Source organism: Alteromonas halophila (genome assembly GCF_014651815.1).
Taxonomy (GTDB): Bacteria; Pseudomonadota; Gammaproteobacteria; order Enterobacterales; family Alteromonadaceae; genus Alteromonas; species Alteromonas halophila.
On sequence record NZ_BMXP01000009.1, the window covers coordinates 84,391 to 101,942 of the forward strand.

At 50.8% G+C, this 17,552-nt stretch carries 15 protein-coding genes; 9 read left to right on the top strand and 6 right to left on the bottom strand.

Annotated features, from left to right (window positions below; genetic code table 11):
* Positions 1-11: 11 nt before the first annotated feature.
* Positions 12-836 (bottom strand): DUF4437 domain-containing protein, encoded by an 825-nt coding sequence (locus IE054_RS14885; RefSeq protein ID WP_189407813.1) that lies wholly within the window; start codon positions 834-836, stop codon positions 12-14.
* A gap of 81 nt (positions 837-917) precedes the next feature.
* On the bottom strand, positions 918-1,904 hold the full coding sequence (locus IE054_RS14890; protein WP_189407815.1) for a zinc-dependent alcohol dehydrogenase family protein: 987 nt from the start codon (positions 1,902-1,904) through the stop codon (positions 918-920).
* 116 nt (positions 1,905-2,020) lie between these two features.
* Here IE054_RS14890 and IE054_RS14895 point away from each other — a divergent pair, with 116 nt between their 5' ends.
* Entirely contained in the window at positions 2,021-2,929 is a 909-nt protein-coding gene (locus tag IE054_RS14895; protein ID WP_189407816.1) for a LysR family transcriptional regulator, read from the top strand.
* Here the strand turns inward: IE054_RS14895 and IE054_RS14900 are convergent.
* Positions 2,926-3,870, bottom strand: a complete 945-nt coding sequence (locus tag IE054_RS14900) for a sialate O-acetylesterase (RefSeq protein ID WP_229805192.1) — start codon at positions 3,868-3,870, stop codon at positions 2,926-2,928. The genes IE054_RS14895 and IE054_RS14900 overlap by 4 nt on opposite strands.
* Positions 3,871-4,040: 170 nt before the next feature.
* A complete protein-coding gene (locus tag IE054_RS14905) occupies positions 4,041-4,775 on the bottom strand; it encodes a sulfite exporter TauE/SafE family protein (RefSeq protein WP_189407819.1) in 735 nt (244 codons plus the stop codon).
* Between the two features lie 424 nt (positions 4,776-5,199).
* On the opposite strand from IE054_RS14905, the gene IE054_RS14910 reads away from it, so the two are divergent.
* Positions 5,200-7,356 (top strand): TIR domain-containing protein, encoded by a 2,157-nt coding sequence (locus tag IE054_RS14910; RefSeq protein WP_189407821.1) that lies wholly within the window; start codon positions 5,200-5,202, stop codon positions 7,354-7,356.
* Between the two features lie 69 nt (positions 7,357-7,425).
* Positions 7,426-8,292 (top strand): DMT family transporter, encoded by an 867-nt coding sequence (locus IE054_RS14915; protein ID WP_189407822.1) that lies wholly within the window; start codon positions 7,426-7,428, stop codon positions 8,290-8,292.
* Positions 8,293-8,339: 47 nt separating this feature from the next.
* On the opposite strand, the gene IE054_RS14920 is transcribed toward IE054_RS14915, so the two are convergent.
* Positions 8,340-8,813 carry a DUF6314 family protein gene (locus IE054_RS14920; protein WP_229805193.1) on the bottom strand — a complete coding sequence of 158 codons (474 nt, stop codon included), beginning with the start codon at positions 8,811-8,813 and terminating at the stop codon, positions 8,340-8,342.
* A 235-nt stretch (positions 8,814-9,048) separates the two neighbouring features.
* Between IE054_RS14920 and IE054_RS14925 the strand changes: the two genes are divergently transcribed.
* The 6 genes from IE054_RS14925 to IE054_RS14950 all read left to right on the top strand — a co-directional run bounded on the left by IE054_RS14925 (position 9,049) and on the right by IE054_RS14950 (position 16,008).
* Positions 9,049-9,555, top strand: a complete 507-nt coding sequence (locus tag IE054_RS14925; RefSeq protein ID WP_189407824.1) for an NAD/FAD-utilizing enzyme — start codon at positions 9,049-9,051, stop codon at positions 9,553-9,555.
* A 217-nt stretch (positions 9,556-9,772) separates the two neighbouring features.
* Positions 9,773-10,288: a hypothetical protein gene (locus IE054_RS14930; protein WP_189407825.1), complete on the top strand. Its 516-nt coding sequence runs from the start codon at positions 9,773-9,775 to the stop codon at positions 10,286-10,288.
* Positions 10,289-10,332: 44 nt separating this feature from the next.
* On the top strand, positions 10,333-11,802 hold the full coding sequence (locus tag IE054_RS14935) for a sensor domain-containing diguanylate cyclase (RefSeq protein ID WP_189407829.1): 1,470 nt from the start codon (positions 10,333-10,335) through the stop codon (positions 11,800-11,802).
* 584 nt (positions 11,803-12,386) lie between these two features.
* Positions 12,387-14,573 (top strand): VTT domain-containing protein, encoded by a 2,187-nt coding sequence (locus tag IE054_RS14940; protein ID WP_189407831.1) that lies wholly within the window; start codon positions 12,387-12,389, stop codon positions 14,571-14,573.
* The gene (locus IE054_RS14945) at positions 14,561-15,301 is read left to right on the top strand and encodes an endonuclease/exonuclease/phosphatase family protein (protein ID WP_189407832.1); all 741 of its coding nucleotides are present in this window, start codon (positions 14,561-14,563) and stop codon (positions 15,299-15,301) included. The genes IE054_RS14940 and IE054_RS14945 overlap by 13 nt, the downstream gene beginning before the upstream one ends.
* A 71-nt stretch (positions 15,302-15,372) precedes the next feature.
* A complete protein-coding gene (locus IE054_RS14950; protein WP_189407834.1) occupies positions 15,373-16,008 on the top strand; it encodes an SDR family oxidoreductase in 636 nt (211 codons plus the stop codon).
* An 80-nt stretch (positions 16,009-16,088) separates the two neighbouring features.
* On the opposite strand, the gene IE054_RS14955 is transcribed toward IE054_RS14950, so the two are convergent.
* On the bottom strand, positions 16,089-17,204 hold the full coding sequence (locus IE054_RS14955; RefSeq protein ID WP_189407835.1) for a DUF748 domain-containing protein: 1,116 nt from the start codon (positions 17,202-17,204) through the stop codon (positions 16,089-16,091).
* Positions 17,205-17,552: the final 348 nt, after the last annotated feature.

Here is a 17,552-nt window from a genome sequence, read left to right on the forward strand (position 1 = left end):
TAAAGGCGAAGTTACTTCGCCTTGACCCGAATATTCCCCTGGCTCCTGACATATAAAATGGTTTTGCTGTCAGTGGTAAACGTGTGTTCGACCTTACCCTGGGAGCTCACAAAGCTTCCGGGATCCAGCATGATACCGTCCTGCTCCTGCGCAGAGCGATATTCCGGACGTCCGGCGATTACCACCAGCTTGAGCGTGTCAGTGTCGGTATTCAGTGCAACGCTGGTGTCTGCCGCAAGCCTGATCATTTCTCCCTGGGTCCTGTCTTTCTTTTGCCAAAGGTGCGCAATGCTAATGCCCGCCCCTTCAATCAGTTCGCTTGCTTTTGCATCTAACCATACCAGGTTTGAGGCATGAACATTGATAGGGTGCTGGCCGTTGTCAAATTCCGCCTCCACAGGCTTGACCATATAAGGGCCTGAATCAATTTCAAGATAAATCATGTTTGCCGGGGCATTCGCAGCAGTGATGTGCGATGCACCAGCGGGCTGCGTCCAGAATGAACCAGCGGGCAGCCACATTGGACTCGCGTGCGGGTCGTCATTATGCATTTCTCCCTGGATCACAATGCCCCGGTAGCTGATGTTGTGGATGTGCGGCGGTGAGGAAAAGCCGTCATTAAAACGTACAAGCATCCCTGTCGCTTTATCCTTTGTTCTGTCTCCCCAAAGATCGGCGGCTGCCGGACTCTTGTCGCCACGCAGCGGGTTTAAATACCCCCAGTTGACGTTTTCGGCCTGAATAACCTGAGACTGCGACGCACCTTCCTTTGCACAGGCAGCCGTCATCGTTATCAGCGCGCCAAGCACAATAATAAGTATTCTGTAGTATTTCATTGTTCCTCCCGATTCGTCGTTAACGTCTGTCACCTGCCTCTGGCTTTGCTTCATCATCCAGAGCAGGTGACAGCATGGCTGCTAGATACTGACCACCACTTTACCCAGCCCTTTACCACTCTCCAGTCGGGCGTGAGCGCTGCCAATCTGCTCAAGCGTATAATGGTTGTCATCTAAAACCGGCTTAAGCGCACCGGCCTCAGCGATCTGTGTGAGCGCATCCAGAATATCCGCATGCTCTTTGCGACGGGTGTCGTGGATCATCTGAATAAGCATAAAGATGACGTGAACAGACAGCCCTTTCATGTGTGCCACTGACAGGTCCAGCTCGACTAACGACACCGTGGAGGCAACCTGGCCATTGAGCTTCGCTGCGTTAAACGAATTCACCATGTTCTCGCCGCCGACAGAGTCAAACACTACGTCAAATCCAGCACCCTGAGTGTGTGTATCAACGTAGTGTTCAACCGCTTCGGTTTTATAGTTTATGGGCGTCGCTCCCAGGGTACGGATCAGATCGCGTTGCGCTTCGCCCCCGCCTGTGGAGTACACGTCAGCCCCAAGGTGTCTCGCCAGCTGGATGGCAATATGCCCCACCCCGCCCGAGCCACCATGCACCAGCACTTGCTGCCCGTTTTTAACCTGGGCTCTTTTTAACCCTTCGTAAGCAGTGATCCCCACCAGCGGCAACGCAGCGGCTTCGCGCATTGAAAGGTTCGTTGGTTTCAGCGCTGTCAGGTCTGCATCTGCAACGATATATTCTGCCAGTGTACCGGGTAAATCGCCGAGACCGCCGGCACATCCGTACACCTCATCACCCACCGTAAAGCGGGTAACACCTTCACCGACCTCTTCCACCACACCGGCGAAATCCATGCCCAGTAACGCAGGCGTGGCAGGGGAAAAAGGCAGGTCAGCCCCCATACTGCGGATCATGGTATCGACTGTATTCACACTGGTGGCCTTGATTTTTACCAGCACATGACCTGGCTTCACCTGCGGTTTCGGTAGCTGTGCCGGTTCAAATGCATCTGTGCCCCCATAGGCATTGATCATCATTGCTTTCATCACGCTTTCCTCTTTTGCATTGACTAATTGACGTCAGTGACACAAGGTTAGTAGTTTGGATAATCGAAATAAATGAATAAAATAAGCAATCAGAATTCTGATTTTAAGGATAATAAATGGATACGAGCGCCGTTCGTTTATTTATACTGGCTGCAGAGCAGCTCAACATTGGTGCTGCAGGTCAGACACTGGGACTCTCAGCATCCGTTGCAAGCGCACGACTCGCCAAATTAGAAAGAATGGTAGGGGCCGATCTGTTTCACCGCTCGACACGCAAGATACGCTTATCCGTTGAAGGGCAGGCTTTCCTGCCCTATGCACGGGAAATCATTGCACAGGAAAATGCGGCTCTCGCGGCACTGGGCAAGGGGCAGGTAGAGCCCAGTGGGACGCTGAGGTTTGCCGCATCCAGTACCTTTGCGCAGCGCTATATTGCCCCACTTTTGCCAGAGTTTCTCGCTCGTTACCCAAAAATTAATATTGATCTTACATTGTCAGACACGCAGACGAACCTCATTGAAGGCGGCTTTGATTTAGCCCTGAGGAACTATCCCGCACAGGACAGCAGCCTTATCGGAAGAAAGCTGGCCAATGATGTTCGCGTGCTTTGCGCTGCGCCTCAATACCTTAAAACGTTTGGCTGTCCGTCCAGTCCCGCTGATCTGCGTGATCATCAGCTTATTGTATTTGGTCACACTAAAGCGCGAAAGCTGGTCAGGCAAAATGGGCAGCATAATGCCGTGTTCCCGCCGAATAACCATCCCAGGGTCACCTGTGATGACGGGGCAAGTATGCGACTCGCGGCAGAGGCGGGCGTTGGCATTTGTATGAGCTCACTGTGGAATATCGAGACAGAGCTCAGACAGAAGCGGCTGGTGCGTGTCCTGCCGGATTACCATATCGAAGACAACTCGGCCATATGGCTGGTTTACCCTAAATCCAATGTGCTCACGGCAAAGGTGCGTGTGTTGATAGACTTTCTCGTTGAAAAGCTGGAGCACCTTTCTGCGCTGACACTTCGCTAGTCGCTGTTATCAGCAGCGGTTGTGAGGGACTGTCCGGTTTGAGGCGCACATTTTGCTGATTTTGTTAAAAGCGGCATGAGTGCGTTGGCGAAATCTTTGCCCATGCGGACATAGCCATCACTGGCATAATGCCAGGCATCTGTGGGGTTGTACGGGTAAGCATTGGTTTGTGTCATATAGGCTGCGCAGGGATCCTGAGCAACAAACTGCTGTTGCGCGAGATGCACCCTGTGGATATACGGCATAATATCTTCGTCACCCTGTTCTGAATCGGTGATCCTGCCAATCACGACCGGAATATCATCTTTTCTCAGCGCCGCTCTGAGCAGATTCATCAGGCGGGTAAGGTTGTGATGATAGGCATTCGCGGATACCTCACTGGCATGCGCATCCGCTTCTCCCTGCATCCAGATAATGGCAGCTGGTATCAGGGTGTCTGGCTCACCGTCATTGTCAATGTCTGAGGTGGCATAGGCATTCCGTAACGTGTTAAGCGCATAGTCATACTGATTCATCGCCATGCCGTCGGTAAAGTCTGGTGACCAATTGCTAAACCCCGTGTTCACATGCAGTCCTGTGCCGCCAACGGCGTACTTGATCAAGGCTATTTTTTTATCAGGCAAGGCGTTTGCGAGAGTATGCGCGAAGCTAAGCTCGGGACCAAAGCGATCGGAGTAAGCATTGGCCTTGCCATTGGACTTAAATCCAACACCATGACCGGGCTGCAATGGCGCCCAGATCCCCACACCACCACCGGGTTTATTGTCAAAGACACCGTTGCCATGAAAGATCATCACATTCTGCTCGCCTTTCAACCTGTCAGGCAGGTCGCCGACATACCCATAACCATCCATGTTGGACTGGCCGCCCAGAAAGACGGTGAGGTACTCAGCCCCATAGCAGGCCGGTGTTATCAGATAAAATAATACGATGGCGAACAAACAGGATTTCATTGATATCAAATACTCGAATGGCGGTTAATTTCAGTATCGTCAATCACTGCCAGAATGCCAACGTGAATACGTTTGCAACATGCCGTACCTCGGACCCGGTTTACACAAAGAATGTATGGCTGCATCCCGTATTTCCTCACTTCTTGCTTCACACCCGGTCATTTCAGAAGCAGGTAAAAGCCAAGGAGTAAGAGTAAACTATAGATAATAAAGAAAAATTTTCTCTCATCTAAATGGTGCTGCGCCACTACGCCAAGCCTGATACCAAGCAATGAAAGCGGCACCAGCAATAACGCTGTTATTATGTTTTGTTGAGTAAACTGCCCCAGTGCGATGTAGGGCGGAACCTTTGCAAGGTTAATGGCAGCAAAGAATACCACGGCGGTACTCAGATAGGTTTGTTTACTCAACCCTTTGCTAAGCAGGTAGACATTAACCGGAGGACCGCCCGCATGCGCAACAAAACTGGTAAAGCCGGAAAGACCGCCAAGTAGCGCCCCCCAGATATTACTGCACGACTTAACCTTAACGATACCTGACAGGCCGTTTACGCTAAAGGCAATACACAATATCCCCAGCATCATCCGGATATGGTCTTCGTTGACCGCGGCAAAGGTCTGGTAACCGACTATTACTCCCAGTATGCCAGCAGGCACAAGAAACAATAGTGACCGGTTGTGCTGTTTGCCAAACCATACTCGCAGACTCATCATATCCATCACCAACAGCACAGGAAGCATCAGTGATACGGCGATAGTGGGTGACATAACCAGCGTCAGTAAAGGCACTGTCATAACACCCAAGCCCCCGGCAAATCCAGATTTTGAAATGCCGGTGATGAGCACGCAAAGGGTTAACACGGCCAGTTGAATAAGTGAAAAATCCAGAAACATGTCATGCTCACAAGGCTGAATGAAGTTAGTTATCCATCAGTAAAATCGTTGTTCAGTAAACGTGGCGACACACGCTCTGTACTACACCGTGGCACAGAATCGAAAAATGCGTTATATCCACCACTGTAACAGCGTACCGATAAAATTGTTGAAAATTATGTCTTCCCCCCCCCTTATGAAACGTCTGAAGACTTGCAGGCGCGACTCACTCAAAGACCACATAGGCTGAGACTCTTGCTTCCACTACGGTTTCCTTTTGAAGAGGCAGACACAACATCTGCAACCCCCCGTTTAAACCCGGTTTCTCTAATCTGGTGTGTTAACTAGGGAAGATGCCGTTTTGGCTCGCCTCTGAAGCTGACTATTTTTTGTGCTACGCTTTCTCAACAGCTTTGACGTGTCCCGCACTATCAGGAGAGCGCAGTTGGCCGATATCTTCATTTCCTACTCGCGCATTGATCAACCTTTCATAAAGCGACTTTCCCAGGCACTGGAAAGCCAGGGTTTTTCTGTGTGGTGGGATCGCGAATTATTAAGCGGAGATAACTTTGCCGATGATATCGAGCGGGAATTAATGGCCGCCAGAGCCGTGATCGTGGGCTGGTCTCAGTCCGGCTCAAAAAGTCGGTGGGTAAGAGATGAAGCGTCAGTGGCGGCCGATGCGGGCACACTGATTGCCATTTCCACTGATGGCTCCAATCCGCCCATTGGTTTCAGGCAGTTTCATTGTGTCGACTTTTCAAACTGGCAGGGACAGACAGACGATCCGGCTTTCGTCGATGTTACCCGTGCCATCAAGGCCAGACTTGCGCCCCTCCCGCCGGTTCACACCAACATGCCTGCGTCCGCGCAACCAACTGTGACAACCAGACACCGTCGCTCAACCGATAGCGCACTGACAAGCTATCCAGTCCCATCACTGGCAAAAGTGATTGCCGTATTACCGTTTACGAATCGTAGCCCTGAGCCTGACGATGCTTTTTTCGCTGACGGGGTGCATGGCGAACTGCTTACCCAAATCTCCAGGCTAACCGCTGTTCAGGCCATTTCGCGTACGTCGGTAATGGGCTACCGGGACAGCACTAAAAGCATTCCCGATATCGCCAGAGAACTCGGCGCCGTGGCGATTCTTGAAGGTGCGGTACAACGCGCGGGTCACCGTGTTCGCATCAACGTGCAACTAATCGATGGCAAAACCGATACCAATGTTTGGGCTGATACCTACGATCGGCAACTCTCGCCTGAAAATATATTCGACATTCAAAGTGATATCACCCGGGAGATCGCCGATGCTATGCAGGCCGCGCTGTCGCCGGAAGATGAGTTGCTGCTGAGCGCCGACGCACCAACTAATAATCTGACAGCATACGATGCCTTTTTACGGGGCAAGCAAAAGATGCGCTCGGAAGCCTCTGGAGAAGACGATTTCCATCAGGCAATCGAGGAGTTCGACCAGGCAATTGCGGTGGATCCGCATTTTGCAGAACCTCACGCCAACAAGGCCCGCGCTTACTTAACGCTGTACTGGTTTTTTGGCTGGGACAGGCGCTGGCTACCCATGGCAAAGCGTTCGGTTGAGCGGGCGGCTATGCTCGCTCCCAACGCAATTGAAACACTTCTCGCGCAGGCCTATTACTGCTACTGGGGCGAGTTAAATTTGGAGCGGGCGGAGCAGGTTCTCAATCGGGTGCTGACGACTGCCCCGCAAAACACCGAGGCCTGGGCATGCAAGAGTTATGTTATTCGTCGCTCCGGGCGCTTTGCCGAATCGATATTTGCCCTGAAAAAAGCCATGCGTTTAGATCCCATGCTTGTCGATTTGCCAATGGAGCTCTCTAACACTCTGGGGGCCATTGGTCACACCGTGCAGGCGCTGGACATGGTAGATCGGGTGCAAAAACTGGCGCCCAACGCTAACTTTACCGCCATTGTCACGGCCGATGTGTTTCACTTAACCGGCCAGGCGCAGCGTGCCTGGGAGGCGGCCAGCAGTAAGGTAGACCGCGAAGATTTTATTTATTATTACCGCCGGTCATTTCACGCACTGAACACGGCTGACCCGCAGCTTATCGCGTCATCGTTTACCACCTGGCCAGTGCAGTTCCGGAGTACGCCTATGTTTCCTGAAACCTACAGTTTGTATCGGGCGATGGCGTACAAAGTACTTGGTCAGCAGCGCGAACTGGAGACTATCCTACCCAAAATTCAGCAGCGCCTTGCCACACTGGATGAGCCCTACCCTGGCGGCTGGCTTCCCGAAGCAGCCTACTACCCCGTTACGCTGCCGGGATTAATGGGCAACCTGGAAGACGTGCGTGCCGCGGTGGAGACCTATCATGCGCATGCAAAGCAGGATCAGTTTGCTACGCTATACCACTACCACAGCATCAGTACAGCGTTCCTGTTTTGTAATGACACAGACAGTGCACTGACCTACCTGGAAAAACTAACCACCATCTTTGGCCCGGCCAGTTTTCTGGCGATCGCTATCATGCCGCAATACCGTGCTTTAGAATCCTGCTCCCGCTACATGTCGATGCAGACTGCATGTCAGCAGTGGCAGGCTGCATCGGCGCTCTGAGGAGGCGGTTGATTCAACACGTCAAATGCACTAGGTTACGGCGCACCTGACAAACAAGAGAGTAGTGACGTGATTAAACTGGTGGCCGTGACCCTGCTATGGGCGTTTTCGTTCTCACTGATTGGTGAATATCTGGCAGGGAATGTCGACAGTTATTTCGCCGTACTCACCCGCGTTTTGCTTGCTGCGCTGGTATTTCTTCCGCTACTGAAGTTCTCCGTGCTAACCGGTCCACAAAAACTCATTCTTGCCGCTCTTGGCGCAATACAGTTAGGTGTGATGTATATCTTTTTCTATCATTCATTTTTGTACTTGTCTGTCTCCGAAGTGCTGCTATTCACCATCATCACACCGCTGTATGTTGCTATTTTAAATGACGCCCTGTTCCGGCGGTTCACGCCTTTTCATATCGTCTGTGCCTGTCTTGCGATGGCGGGGGCAGCCGTGATCCGTTTTCAGGGCGTAAGCCCGGATTTTTGGGAGGGTTTTTTTATTGTTCAGGGTGCTAATTTCTGTTTTGCACTGGGCCAGGTAGGCTATCGAAAGCTGATAGCATCAATGCAATTGTCAGTCTCGCACCATCAGGTGTTTGGCTGGTTTTACCTTGGCGCCCTGGCGGTAGCCTTGCCCGCCTTTTTCCTGTTCGGTGACAGCGGTCAGCTTCCTGCTACATCCCTGCAATGGGGAGTACTTGTATGGCTGGGTGTCGTCGCTTCCGGACTGGGGTATTATTTTTGGAACCAGGGCGCATTGCAAGTCACGGCGGGCACACTCGCCATTATGAACAATGCGCTTATCCCTGCCGGCCTGCTGGTGAACCTCGTGCTCTGGCAAAAAGACACCGATTTTGGCCGGCTGGCATTGGGGGGCGGGATTATCGCAGGCGCGTTATGGTTATCTCACAGACGCAGTAAACAAGCGCAACGGACAATATGAACATTTATGGCACCGGTGGTGAATGGCCAGCAGCCTGAGCCCATGACTCAGACTGGATAATAATGACTGGTCATTTTGTAGTCTTTTCTGGGCCCGTCTACCTTCCATATGGATTGCCATACTGGCCACGTGTCAAAGGTATAATTTACCCTGTAGTGATCATCGCCACAATGATGATGGGCGACTGGCTGGTGTCGTGAAAAGCTGTGAAAAAAACGGTTGTCATCGAAAAAGACGTCAATCTTGCTATCTGCTCCACGTCGCCAGAGATAGGACCGCTCTGCATCCATTTTTGTGCCATTAGGCGCGGTCACCAACCCGGTTTCTTTGTAAATTAACAGTCCCTCGCGCCAGCAAAAGGCCGCGTCTCCTGCGAACTCAAAGACGTCGCCATTGTGCTGCACAATTTTACGCATAAGGCGCCATTTGCCCGCAAAGTCAGCAAGCTCAGGTTTCACTTTGTTTGACGATTCGCCTGCGGCGCTGGTCATCTGGTTGAGATTGCTGGAGGTATTCACCATGATTTTATTAACCGTCAAAGGGTGTGGACTATAAAAGTATGCCCTTTACGACGCAAGCTTCAACTGTGGCGCTGGCTGCTATCACTATTCTCTGAACTCATCAGCAGATTATTTTCTGACTTACCCGCACGCGTAGCCGGGCGCATTTTCAGCCAGTTGTTCTATACTTCTGAAACGATCCCTGCGCAGTATCAGGCACTGTATCGTTTACTTACAAGACGAGCGGGAGGTTGTTATGTCACGACATTACTACATCAGTGATGACCTTAATGATTTGGAAGCCCTCGAAAAAGAACTGGAACAACAGGGCATGGCCAGAAGTCAGATCCACGTATTAAGCGACAATGATACCGAGGTCGAACAGCATCATTTGCATGCTATCACACCTTTTTTAAAACAGGACGTCGTGCACTCATCGGAATTAGGCGCGTTTATTGGCGTTGTGATTGCTGGTGTACTGCTGGGGGCTGTATATGTACTGGACCTGCATAGCACAGCCGTTGGCTGGTTGCCTTTTGTCTTTGGTTCACTTGTCATTCTGGGCTTTTGCGTCTGGGAAGGCGGTCTGATTGGGCTACAGGTGCCAAACCAGAAATTTAAACGGTTTCAGAAGCTACTTAAAAAAGGCAAGCACATATTCTTTGTCGATACGCGCGATGAGCAGGAAGCCAGCCTGGCAAGTATTGTAGCGCGGCACCCCCGCTTGCGCGAAATTAGCAACGAGCAGGCGTCACCAGTCTGACCAGGCTATCAGTCTATGGTGCCTTGTCGTACTGACGCGGCACTGCTCACTGACTATCGATATTGGTCACTGAAACGGCATGACTGTGTCTGAGACGAGTACGTCTTTGGGCTCAGACCGGTTTTACAACCCTCTTCCCCACTGTCCGCTTTCATTGTATAAAATAAACAGTCTAATAAGGGCTGCCTGAAGCAGCATGGTAAAACCGGAGCAGGGAATGCACTCTATATTGTGGGAAATAGTTGTTTATAGCTGCCTGATATTTATTGGCAGTGCGTTGCTGCACTACCTAGCTTTTCGGAAAGGGGTGTTGTCACAGTGGGACGAAGACACCGGGCAGCACGCGTTATCGTCTGAGCAGGAGGACGAATCAAACGATGAAGCGTCGCACCCACTGATCGAAAAGTGGCTGACCTTTGGCGGTGGCTACTATGGCATCACCGCGTTTGCGAAACTTATCACTATTGAACTGTCACAGGCCCATGAACTCGCTACCCACTGGCCGGGCATCGACACCGTTTTACCTCACCCGGGCTTAAACGGTCTTATCAATATGTTTGTCAATTTTTTCGTTGCACAGTATATCAATTTTGCAGAGGCAGTGTCGTGGCCCGCCTATTATGTCTCGCATTTCCCTATCTGGCAGTGCGCGCTCTTTGTCGTGATCACCTACCTTGTATTCAGAGGCGCACAGCATATGGCATGGCAGTACTTTCTCAAAAAACATCACTAGCGAAGATATGCTATTGTTTACAAAGGTGCATATAGGGATGTGTTTTGAGCAATAATGAATGTGAGGAGCTGTTCAATCAGCTACCGGTCAGCCTGCTTTGTAAGCGCGTAGATCACGATGATATTTACGCCAATCCAGCCTGTCTGACCCTTTTTGGAGTCAGCGAAGAGTTCTCTGAGTTTTTCTCGAGTCTGTCTTTTTACGATATTGATTCCCGGGAACGGCTGGCAGGCGACGAGCATCCGTTCGCTCAGTGCGCCAGTGATACTACACAAAGGCTTGTTGTCAGGATAAAGAGCAGAGCGAGAAGCCTGAACTGCTCGGTAAGCGGCCGACTCATCAAAGTGAACGGCGAGCGCTGGGTGACACTGCATATCACCAATATCCAGGATAATGACGTCACTATTTTTCAGTCAGACAATTCGCCACTTGCAAACCATCTCGCATTCAGCCGGTTGTTATCGGCGATCTCCTCGCAACTGATTAATGTTAGCACTGACCATTTAGATAGCCTGATTGAGCGAAGCCTGGGAGCGTTTGGCGATTTTTGTGGCGTTGACCGGTGTTACCTTTTTCAGTTTTCAGACGATAAACGCAGCATGAGTAACACGCATGAGTGGGTCGCACCTGGCATTGCGCCCTATAAAGATGACTTGCAACACATGGATGTGTCCGATCTTCCTTACTTCGGAAAAATCATCAAGCATGAGCATGTATTTAAAATAGATAATGTCGCGCACTTACCGGACGACGCTGCGCTGGAAAAGCAGGAGTTCGAACGTGAACGGATTCAGGCAGTGTTGTGTGTTGCAGTCCACATCAATGATGACCTGTTTGGTTTTGTCGGCTGCGATATTATAGGCAGTCCCTATGCCTGGCGTGAGCACGATATTCGTTACCTGAGACTGATTGGCGAGATGCTCAGTAATTCGCTGGAGAACGTCGCCAACCGCTTATCACTGCAGACAATGAAAAGTCGGCTAGAAGAAGCCAATCAACAACTCGCGTACCTGGCTAACTCTGATGGACTAACTGGCATCGCCAACCGCCGGCAGTTTGATGAGCACCTTTCCGGGACTATTTCGCGGGGTATCAGAGCCAGTAAGCCAGTGAGTTTACTGCTTATTGATGTGGATTATTTTAAACGGTTTAATGACACGCTCGGCCACTTAGTCGGTGACAACGCGCTGAAAGAGGTTGCCCGGGCAATCGACGGATGTTGCAAACGATGTGATGATCTGGCCGCGCGATACGGCGGAGAGGAATTTGCCGTGATCCTTGCAGAAACCAGTGCAGCTCAGGCGCAGCAGGTTGCCGATGAAGTCATGCAAGCGGTCGCCAGCCTTGGAATAACCTTTGGAGACAGTGCAGACAATGTACCGCTAACCATAAGCATAGGCATCGCCACCGCGGTGTGTTGCCCGTCTCTGACGGTCAGTCAGCTTATCACGCAGGCGGACAAAGCCCTCTATCAGGCCAAAGCTGGAGGCCGTAATCAGGTAGCCTGTCTGTAGTTACGTCCTTCACTGGTGTGCATAAATATCATCACACACTGCCTGTAGCTGTTGTGTAAATGCCGCATTGGGCCTCATCGTATCGTTCAGTATTGTCATGCCCTTCTGGCAATCCTGACGCGCACTGGAAAACTTATCTGCTGAACCAAGGTATAAAGGGAGAGCCCAGTGAATCTACAAATGAGTTTTAGCTTGACCAGACGACCATCGGCCTGCTTTCGCAGATCAGCGGCGATGGGCTCAGCAAGTGTATAGTAAGCAGCTTTCAACCGTGAGGTAGTGCTTTAGTATGGTTCAGTCCACATTCTCAATGTGAAATTAGTAAGCCGCTGTCTGACACAGTTCACTGACCTGCCTTTGCTTCGCGGACACTACGGATTGGGAAAAAACTACAGAGTCAGTCGGCCAAATCCACACACTTTTTGTACATGGCGCCGAGCGTGAATAGGCATCTGATAAAAACATAAATAAATTCCGTGAGTTAACAAACATGGACGTAAAGTCATCCATGGAGCGTTTTTTGCAGTAGTAAACGATAGTAATCAATATTTGTAATTGTGGCGCGTTGAATGTCAGGAGACACTATGTCTGAAACAGCATCGATTTTTCAGCAGGGAGAGAATTGCTGGGTAAGTAGTAAAGCCAGCTATGCCGCCCCACTCATTGACTGTGCAAACTACTATAAAGCGCTTCACTCTTCTCTGGTTAAGGCCAAGCATTCGATTTTTATTGTGGGCTGGGATATAGACAGCCGTATTCGCCTGCTTCATGGGGAAGACGAAGAGCAATCAGAAGCGCCCTCCGTAATCAGTGAGTTGTTGGCGTGGAAAGCAGAACAAAACCCCGATCTTAAGGTGTATTTATTGCGCTGGGACTCATCACTTGCGTTCTTTTCACTGCGGGAAATGTGGGCCAAGGAAGTGTGGGATGAAAAAACTCCAGACAACGTAGAAACCATTCTTGATGACACCATTCCCGTTGGCGGCAGTCAGCATCAGAAAGTGATCATCGTTGATGACGAAGTGGTGTTCTCTGGCGGTATGGATATTTCAGTGAATCGCTGGGATACGCGTGATCACCCGGTTGTCTCTGAAGAGCGAAATGGCCCTAATGGCGAGTATGGCCCACTGCATGATGTACATGCGGTGTATGCAGGCCCGGTTGTAAAAGAGTTTGGCAATCTGGTGCGCTGGCGCTGGCTGCGTGCATCTGAATCCAACCCCATCGATATTCGCGAAGACGCCAAGATTGCACTTGATGACGGGCTTCCTGATGCCTGGCCTGACGACTACCCGCCCTGGTTTGAAAACGTTGATTGTGCACTGGCGCGAACCATTCCGATGATGGATGACGTTGAGCCTGTTCAGGAAGTCAGGCATATGCTGCTGGATCTCATTGCTCAGGCAGAACGACTGATTTACATTGAAAACCAGTTCACCAGTCGTCTGGAGATTGCCGAAGCACTGAATCGCCAGCTCAAAGCCTGTCCGGACCTTAACGTGATTATTGTCAGCTCTTACGAACCGAAAGGCCGGTTTGAGTGCGAGGCATTCTGGGCAAGCCGCATCGAATTTAAGAACGCGCTGTTTGAGGGCATCGATCCCGACCGCGTTATCATGACGTACTCGTCCATCATCGATGAAAATGGCCGCACGGCTTACAAGCGCTTCCATTCAAAAGTCATGACCATTGATGAAAAATACCTGGTGATTGGCTCATCTAATCTCAGCAACCGCTCAATGGCCCTCGATACCGAAGTTGATACCATCTACTACGGCAACTCCGAGCACAATCGCAGCCAAATCGCGCGCGTTCGCGATGACTTGCTTGCAGAACACAGCGGTAGGGAGGTAGACGAAACGGCGAAACTCACGGTAACGGAGAAGCCCGCACGCGCCATTATGGAAGGCCAGTTGGCGCACCGTTACATGCTGACGCAGGTCAATGACGAAGTCTTTACCGATCCGTCATCTGACAATGTGTTTCGCTCACTTTCCGATCCGGAGGAACCGCTTGTGGCAGTCCCAACGCTTGAGGGCACATCCGTGCCGGTGAAAAATCCACGCAGACGCACCATTATGGTTGGTCTTGGCGTGTTTGTCATTGCGCTGCTCGGTGGCCTGATGTTTTGGGCGAGTCAGTCCATTTCATGGTTAAGCGCTGACAGTATCGACGCATTTTTAAAAGAGAGCCGCGGAACGTACTTTGCCTTACCGACAGTGCTGCTGGTGTATTTTGTCGCAGGTATTTTGTTCTTCCCGGTTACCGTCTTATCTATTGCCGTCGCTGCCGTGTTCGGCCCTGTATGGGGCCCCATTTACGGCATTATGGGGGCGTTGCTCAGTTCCGCGACGTTGTTTGGCATTGGTAAGCTACTCGGCAATGCCGGTCTGAAAAAAGTGGGCGGACCGAAAGTTGAGGCCGTTGACCAGAAGCTTAAACGCAGTGGTATTGTTGGCGTGGCAGCCATTCGAATGCTGCCCATTGCCCCGTTTAGTCTGGTCAACTTAGTCGCAGGTATTTCGTCTATAGGTATCTTTCAGTTTCTGATGGGTACGTTTCTCGGCATGTTTCCGCCGATGATCGCCAAAGGGCTGGTGGGCGACTCAATAACCAAAATCTTTCAGAATCCCTCACCTGAAACCATCTCCTATCTGGTGGGTGGTATTGTATTGTGGGGGCTTATGATTTGGGGCTCACAGAAATTTGCTTACTGGTATCAGGAGCGTAAAGAAAAAGGCAGGGCTGAGTCCGAAGAATGTGCCGCATAGTCAGTTACAACATTCACAGCGGTGTTGGAACCGATAAAAAGCAGGATTATCAACGCATTGGTTCGTTTTTAAAACAATGCGGAGCGGATATTGTACTGTTACAGGAAATGGATACCCGTCCTGCAGAGCGCACCGTTGAGCAGGATATCGCGGCCATCTGTGCCGCAGACTGCTATCAGCTGGTGTCTTCTCCAGCGCTGTATGAGAAAACGGGCTGGTATGGAAACGCCGTATTAACCCGCTACCCGGTTCTGCACAAAGAAACGGTAGATGTCAGCCAGCATGGCTTTCAGCCGCGAAATATTCAGGCGGTGATGCTGGACACGCCCGGCGGTCCGCTGACAGTCATTAATACCCATAAAGGGCTAAAGAAGCATGAGCGCCGTTCTCAGTTTGCCCTGCTTCACGAATATATTGAATCGCAACTGGCAAAACAGCCCACGCCACTGGTGTTAGGCGGCGACTTCAACGAATGGCAGTTTTTTACCTCTGCCTTCAAACACCTTAATGACACGTTAATCCAGTACCGGCTTGGGCCAACATTCCCCAGCCGTTTCCCGCTTTTTTCACTAGACCGGCTCTGGACCACCAATGATGTGCAGGTGCGCGGGGTTAAAAAGCTCAAAAATGCGCAGACACGTGTCCTGTCTGACCATTTGCCGGTACAAATCGATATTGCGCTGCCACGAAGCAGTTCTGAGTTTGACTTACTGGACCAAACACGCTGACAGAAGCCTGACGCAATACCGCCCCCATTATGATGATTTTATTTTAACCCCAATGTCACAGGAGAGTAATTATGGCGACCATTCTTATTATTGGCGCATCCGGCCAGATCGGTAAGCAAGCGACAAAAAAGCTTCTTGATGCCGGGCACCATGTGCGCGCCCCCGTCAGAAACCCTGACAAACTTGATGATATCGAGCACCAGAATCTGGCGGTTATGCAACAGGATTACGAAAAGGATTTTTCTGAACATTTTGATGGTGTTGATTGTGTTGTATTTACCGCCGGCTCCGGAGCGGGTACCGGCCCGGACAAAACATTGCTGATTGATCTATGGGCCGCCAGAAATGCCGTTGAATATGCCAAAGCAGCACAGGTGCCGCGTTTTATCATGGTCAGTTCTATTGGCGCCGATGATCCTGATGCTGTGGACTCGGCCATCAAGCCCTACCTGGTTGCCAAGCATATGGCCGACCAGCACCTTATCCACAGCGGCCTTTCTCATGTCATTTTACGACCCGGCAGCCTGCTGAATGAGCCCGGCACCCACCTGGTCAGCGGCGATATGCCCGCCAATATGGATGATGCGGTTATTCCCCGCGAAGATGTGGCAACGGCCATTGTTGAAAGTGTTAGTCGCGCCAGCAGCAGTAATCTCGTCACCTACCTGTTTAAAGGTGAGACACCTGTTTCGCAGTTAGTTGAATAACACCTGTCTGCCAGGCGGCGATGTCTGTATTCATCGCCGCCTGGCGCTGCGACGAGAATGCCCTTGTCAGCGCATTGTTGTTACTTATCCTCCTTGTTGGCCGGGGCGCTGTCACTAAATGAAAACAATTCTTCTACGTCCATGTCATAGGCTTCAATAAGTGCATTTCTGAATAACCCGGCGATGGCATCTAACGTCGGTACCTGCGGATCGTTTATCTCACCGTTAACCGGTATTCGTGTTGCCACCATGTCGGTATTATCGTTCTCAAGAAACCCAGACAGGCCGCCTGTGAGCGCTTCAAACAAGAGGTTAAATGGGTTGTCGCCGTCTTTGGCCACGTCCTGCTTCCAGCTGAACACATCCAGATCATAGACCCCCACCTTGACATACCCTTCGACGTTTCCCTTATTCGCCTTAAGTTCCATGGCCATATCCAGCTCGCCAGCTTCGAAGTCCACAGGCAAATAGTGTTTAATAAACGCATCCAGATAGCGTACATCCAGCCGCTGCATTTCGACATCGGTATCAAATGTCGGCGATGCTTCAAATGGATTGTAGCTACCATGAAAAACAATTTTGGCCTCATTCTGGATCGTGCCTTCGAAGTCCGCGGTTGCGAAATCTTCGCGACGTTTCTCACGGATATTTGTAATATTTTTAACGCTGCCATTAACGCCTGTCAGGCTCAGTAGATTCCGTTCTTTGCCGGCGGCCAGTTCAAATTTTATAACCCCACTTTCAATATCAACTTTATCGATTTCAAAGGGCACCAGTTTATGCGCCAGATCTATCCAGGTTTCCTTCTCTTTGACGTCTTCATTTTCAATCGGTGCTCTGTCTGGTGTATCACGTAGATGGATCTGGGGGCGAACAAAGTGCATCTCACTCACAATCTGACCACGAAAAAGCGCAGACCACAGCACGGAGAGATCCAGCTTATCGGTAATCAGCAACGGGACTTTTTCATCCACGCCAATGCTGTAGAGTTGTATCTCATGGATTTGATAAGCGCCCCGCCATAAGGCGATGTCAATATTACCAACCTGCCCTTCCACACCGGGCGCCTCCTCAATCGCCTGATTGATCTGACGTTGCAAAAAAGTTGGCGCGTACATTCGGGCCGCAAAGCCTGTGGTGGCCACCAGAGCCAGGCTTACAATGGCCCAGCGCGGTAAACGTGGAAGCCTCATCATGTTAACGCTCTAGCAATAGCCGCAAGGCGTAACAACCAATGATAAACAGTATAATAATCGGAAGCAGCGGGCGAAGTAGCATGATTCCGTTTCCTTAACAGTCGGTTGGGTAACCTTTACTGCAGCAACAAGCACGCCAGGCTGCCCTTCACCTGTATCGGTGCTCGCATACCGCCTCTAATTTGCTTTTGTCTCTGACAGTTAGACTGAATAACAACAGGCAATGCTCGCCCCCGGGGTATTTACACTGACAGTCGGCACTCACATTCGGCAGCAAAATTTTCAGTCTACTAAGAAAATGTTGCGCGTTTTGTGATGCACGTCTGGCGCACACGAATATTTCACAAC

Coding starts and splice junctions, on each gene's coding strand:
- IE054_RS14955 (WP_189407835.1), bottom strand. CDS start 17,204: ATGATGAGGCTTCCACGTTTACCGCGCTGGGCCATTGTAAGCCTGGCT.
- IE054_RS14885 (WP_189407813.1), bottom strand. CDS start 836: ATGAAATACTACAGAATACTTATTATTGTGCTTGGCGCGCTGATAACG.
- IE054_RS14945 (WP_189407832.1), top strand. CDS start 14,561: ATGTGCCGCATAGTCAGTTACAACATTCACAGCGGTGTTGGAACCGAT.
- IE054_RS14925 (WP_189407824.1), top strand. CDS start 9,049: ATGTCACGACATTACTACATCAGTGATGACCTTAATGATTTGGAAGCC.
- IE054_RS14890 (WP_189407815.1), bottom strand. CDS start 1,904: ATGAAAGCAATGATGATCAATGCCTATGGGGGCACAGATGCATTTGAA.
- IE054_RS14905 (WP_189407819.1), bottom strand. CDS start 4,775: ATGTTTCTGGATTTTTCACTTATTCAACTGGCCGTGTTAACCCTTTGC.
- IE054_RS14950 (WP_189407834.1), top strand. CDS start 15,373: ATGGCGACCATTCTTATTATTGGCGCATCCGGCCAGATCGGTAAGCAA.
- IE054_RS14920 (WP_229805193.1), bottom strand. CDS start 8,813: ATGGTGAATACCTCCAGCAATCTCAACCAGATGACCAGCGCCGCAGGC.
- IE054_RS14940 (WP_189407831.1), top strand. CDS start 12,387: ATGTCTGAAACAGCATCGATTTTTCAGCAGGGAGAGAATTGCTGGGTA.
- IE054_RS14895 (WP_189407816.1), top strand. CDS start 2,021: ATGGATACGAGCGCCGTTCGTTTATTTATACTGGCTGCAGAGCAGCTC.
- IE054_RS14930 (WP_189407825.1), top strand. CDS start 9,773: ATGCACTCTATATTGTGGGAAATAGTTGTTTATAGCTGCCTGATATTT.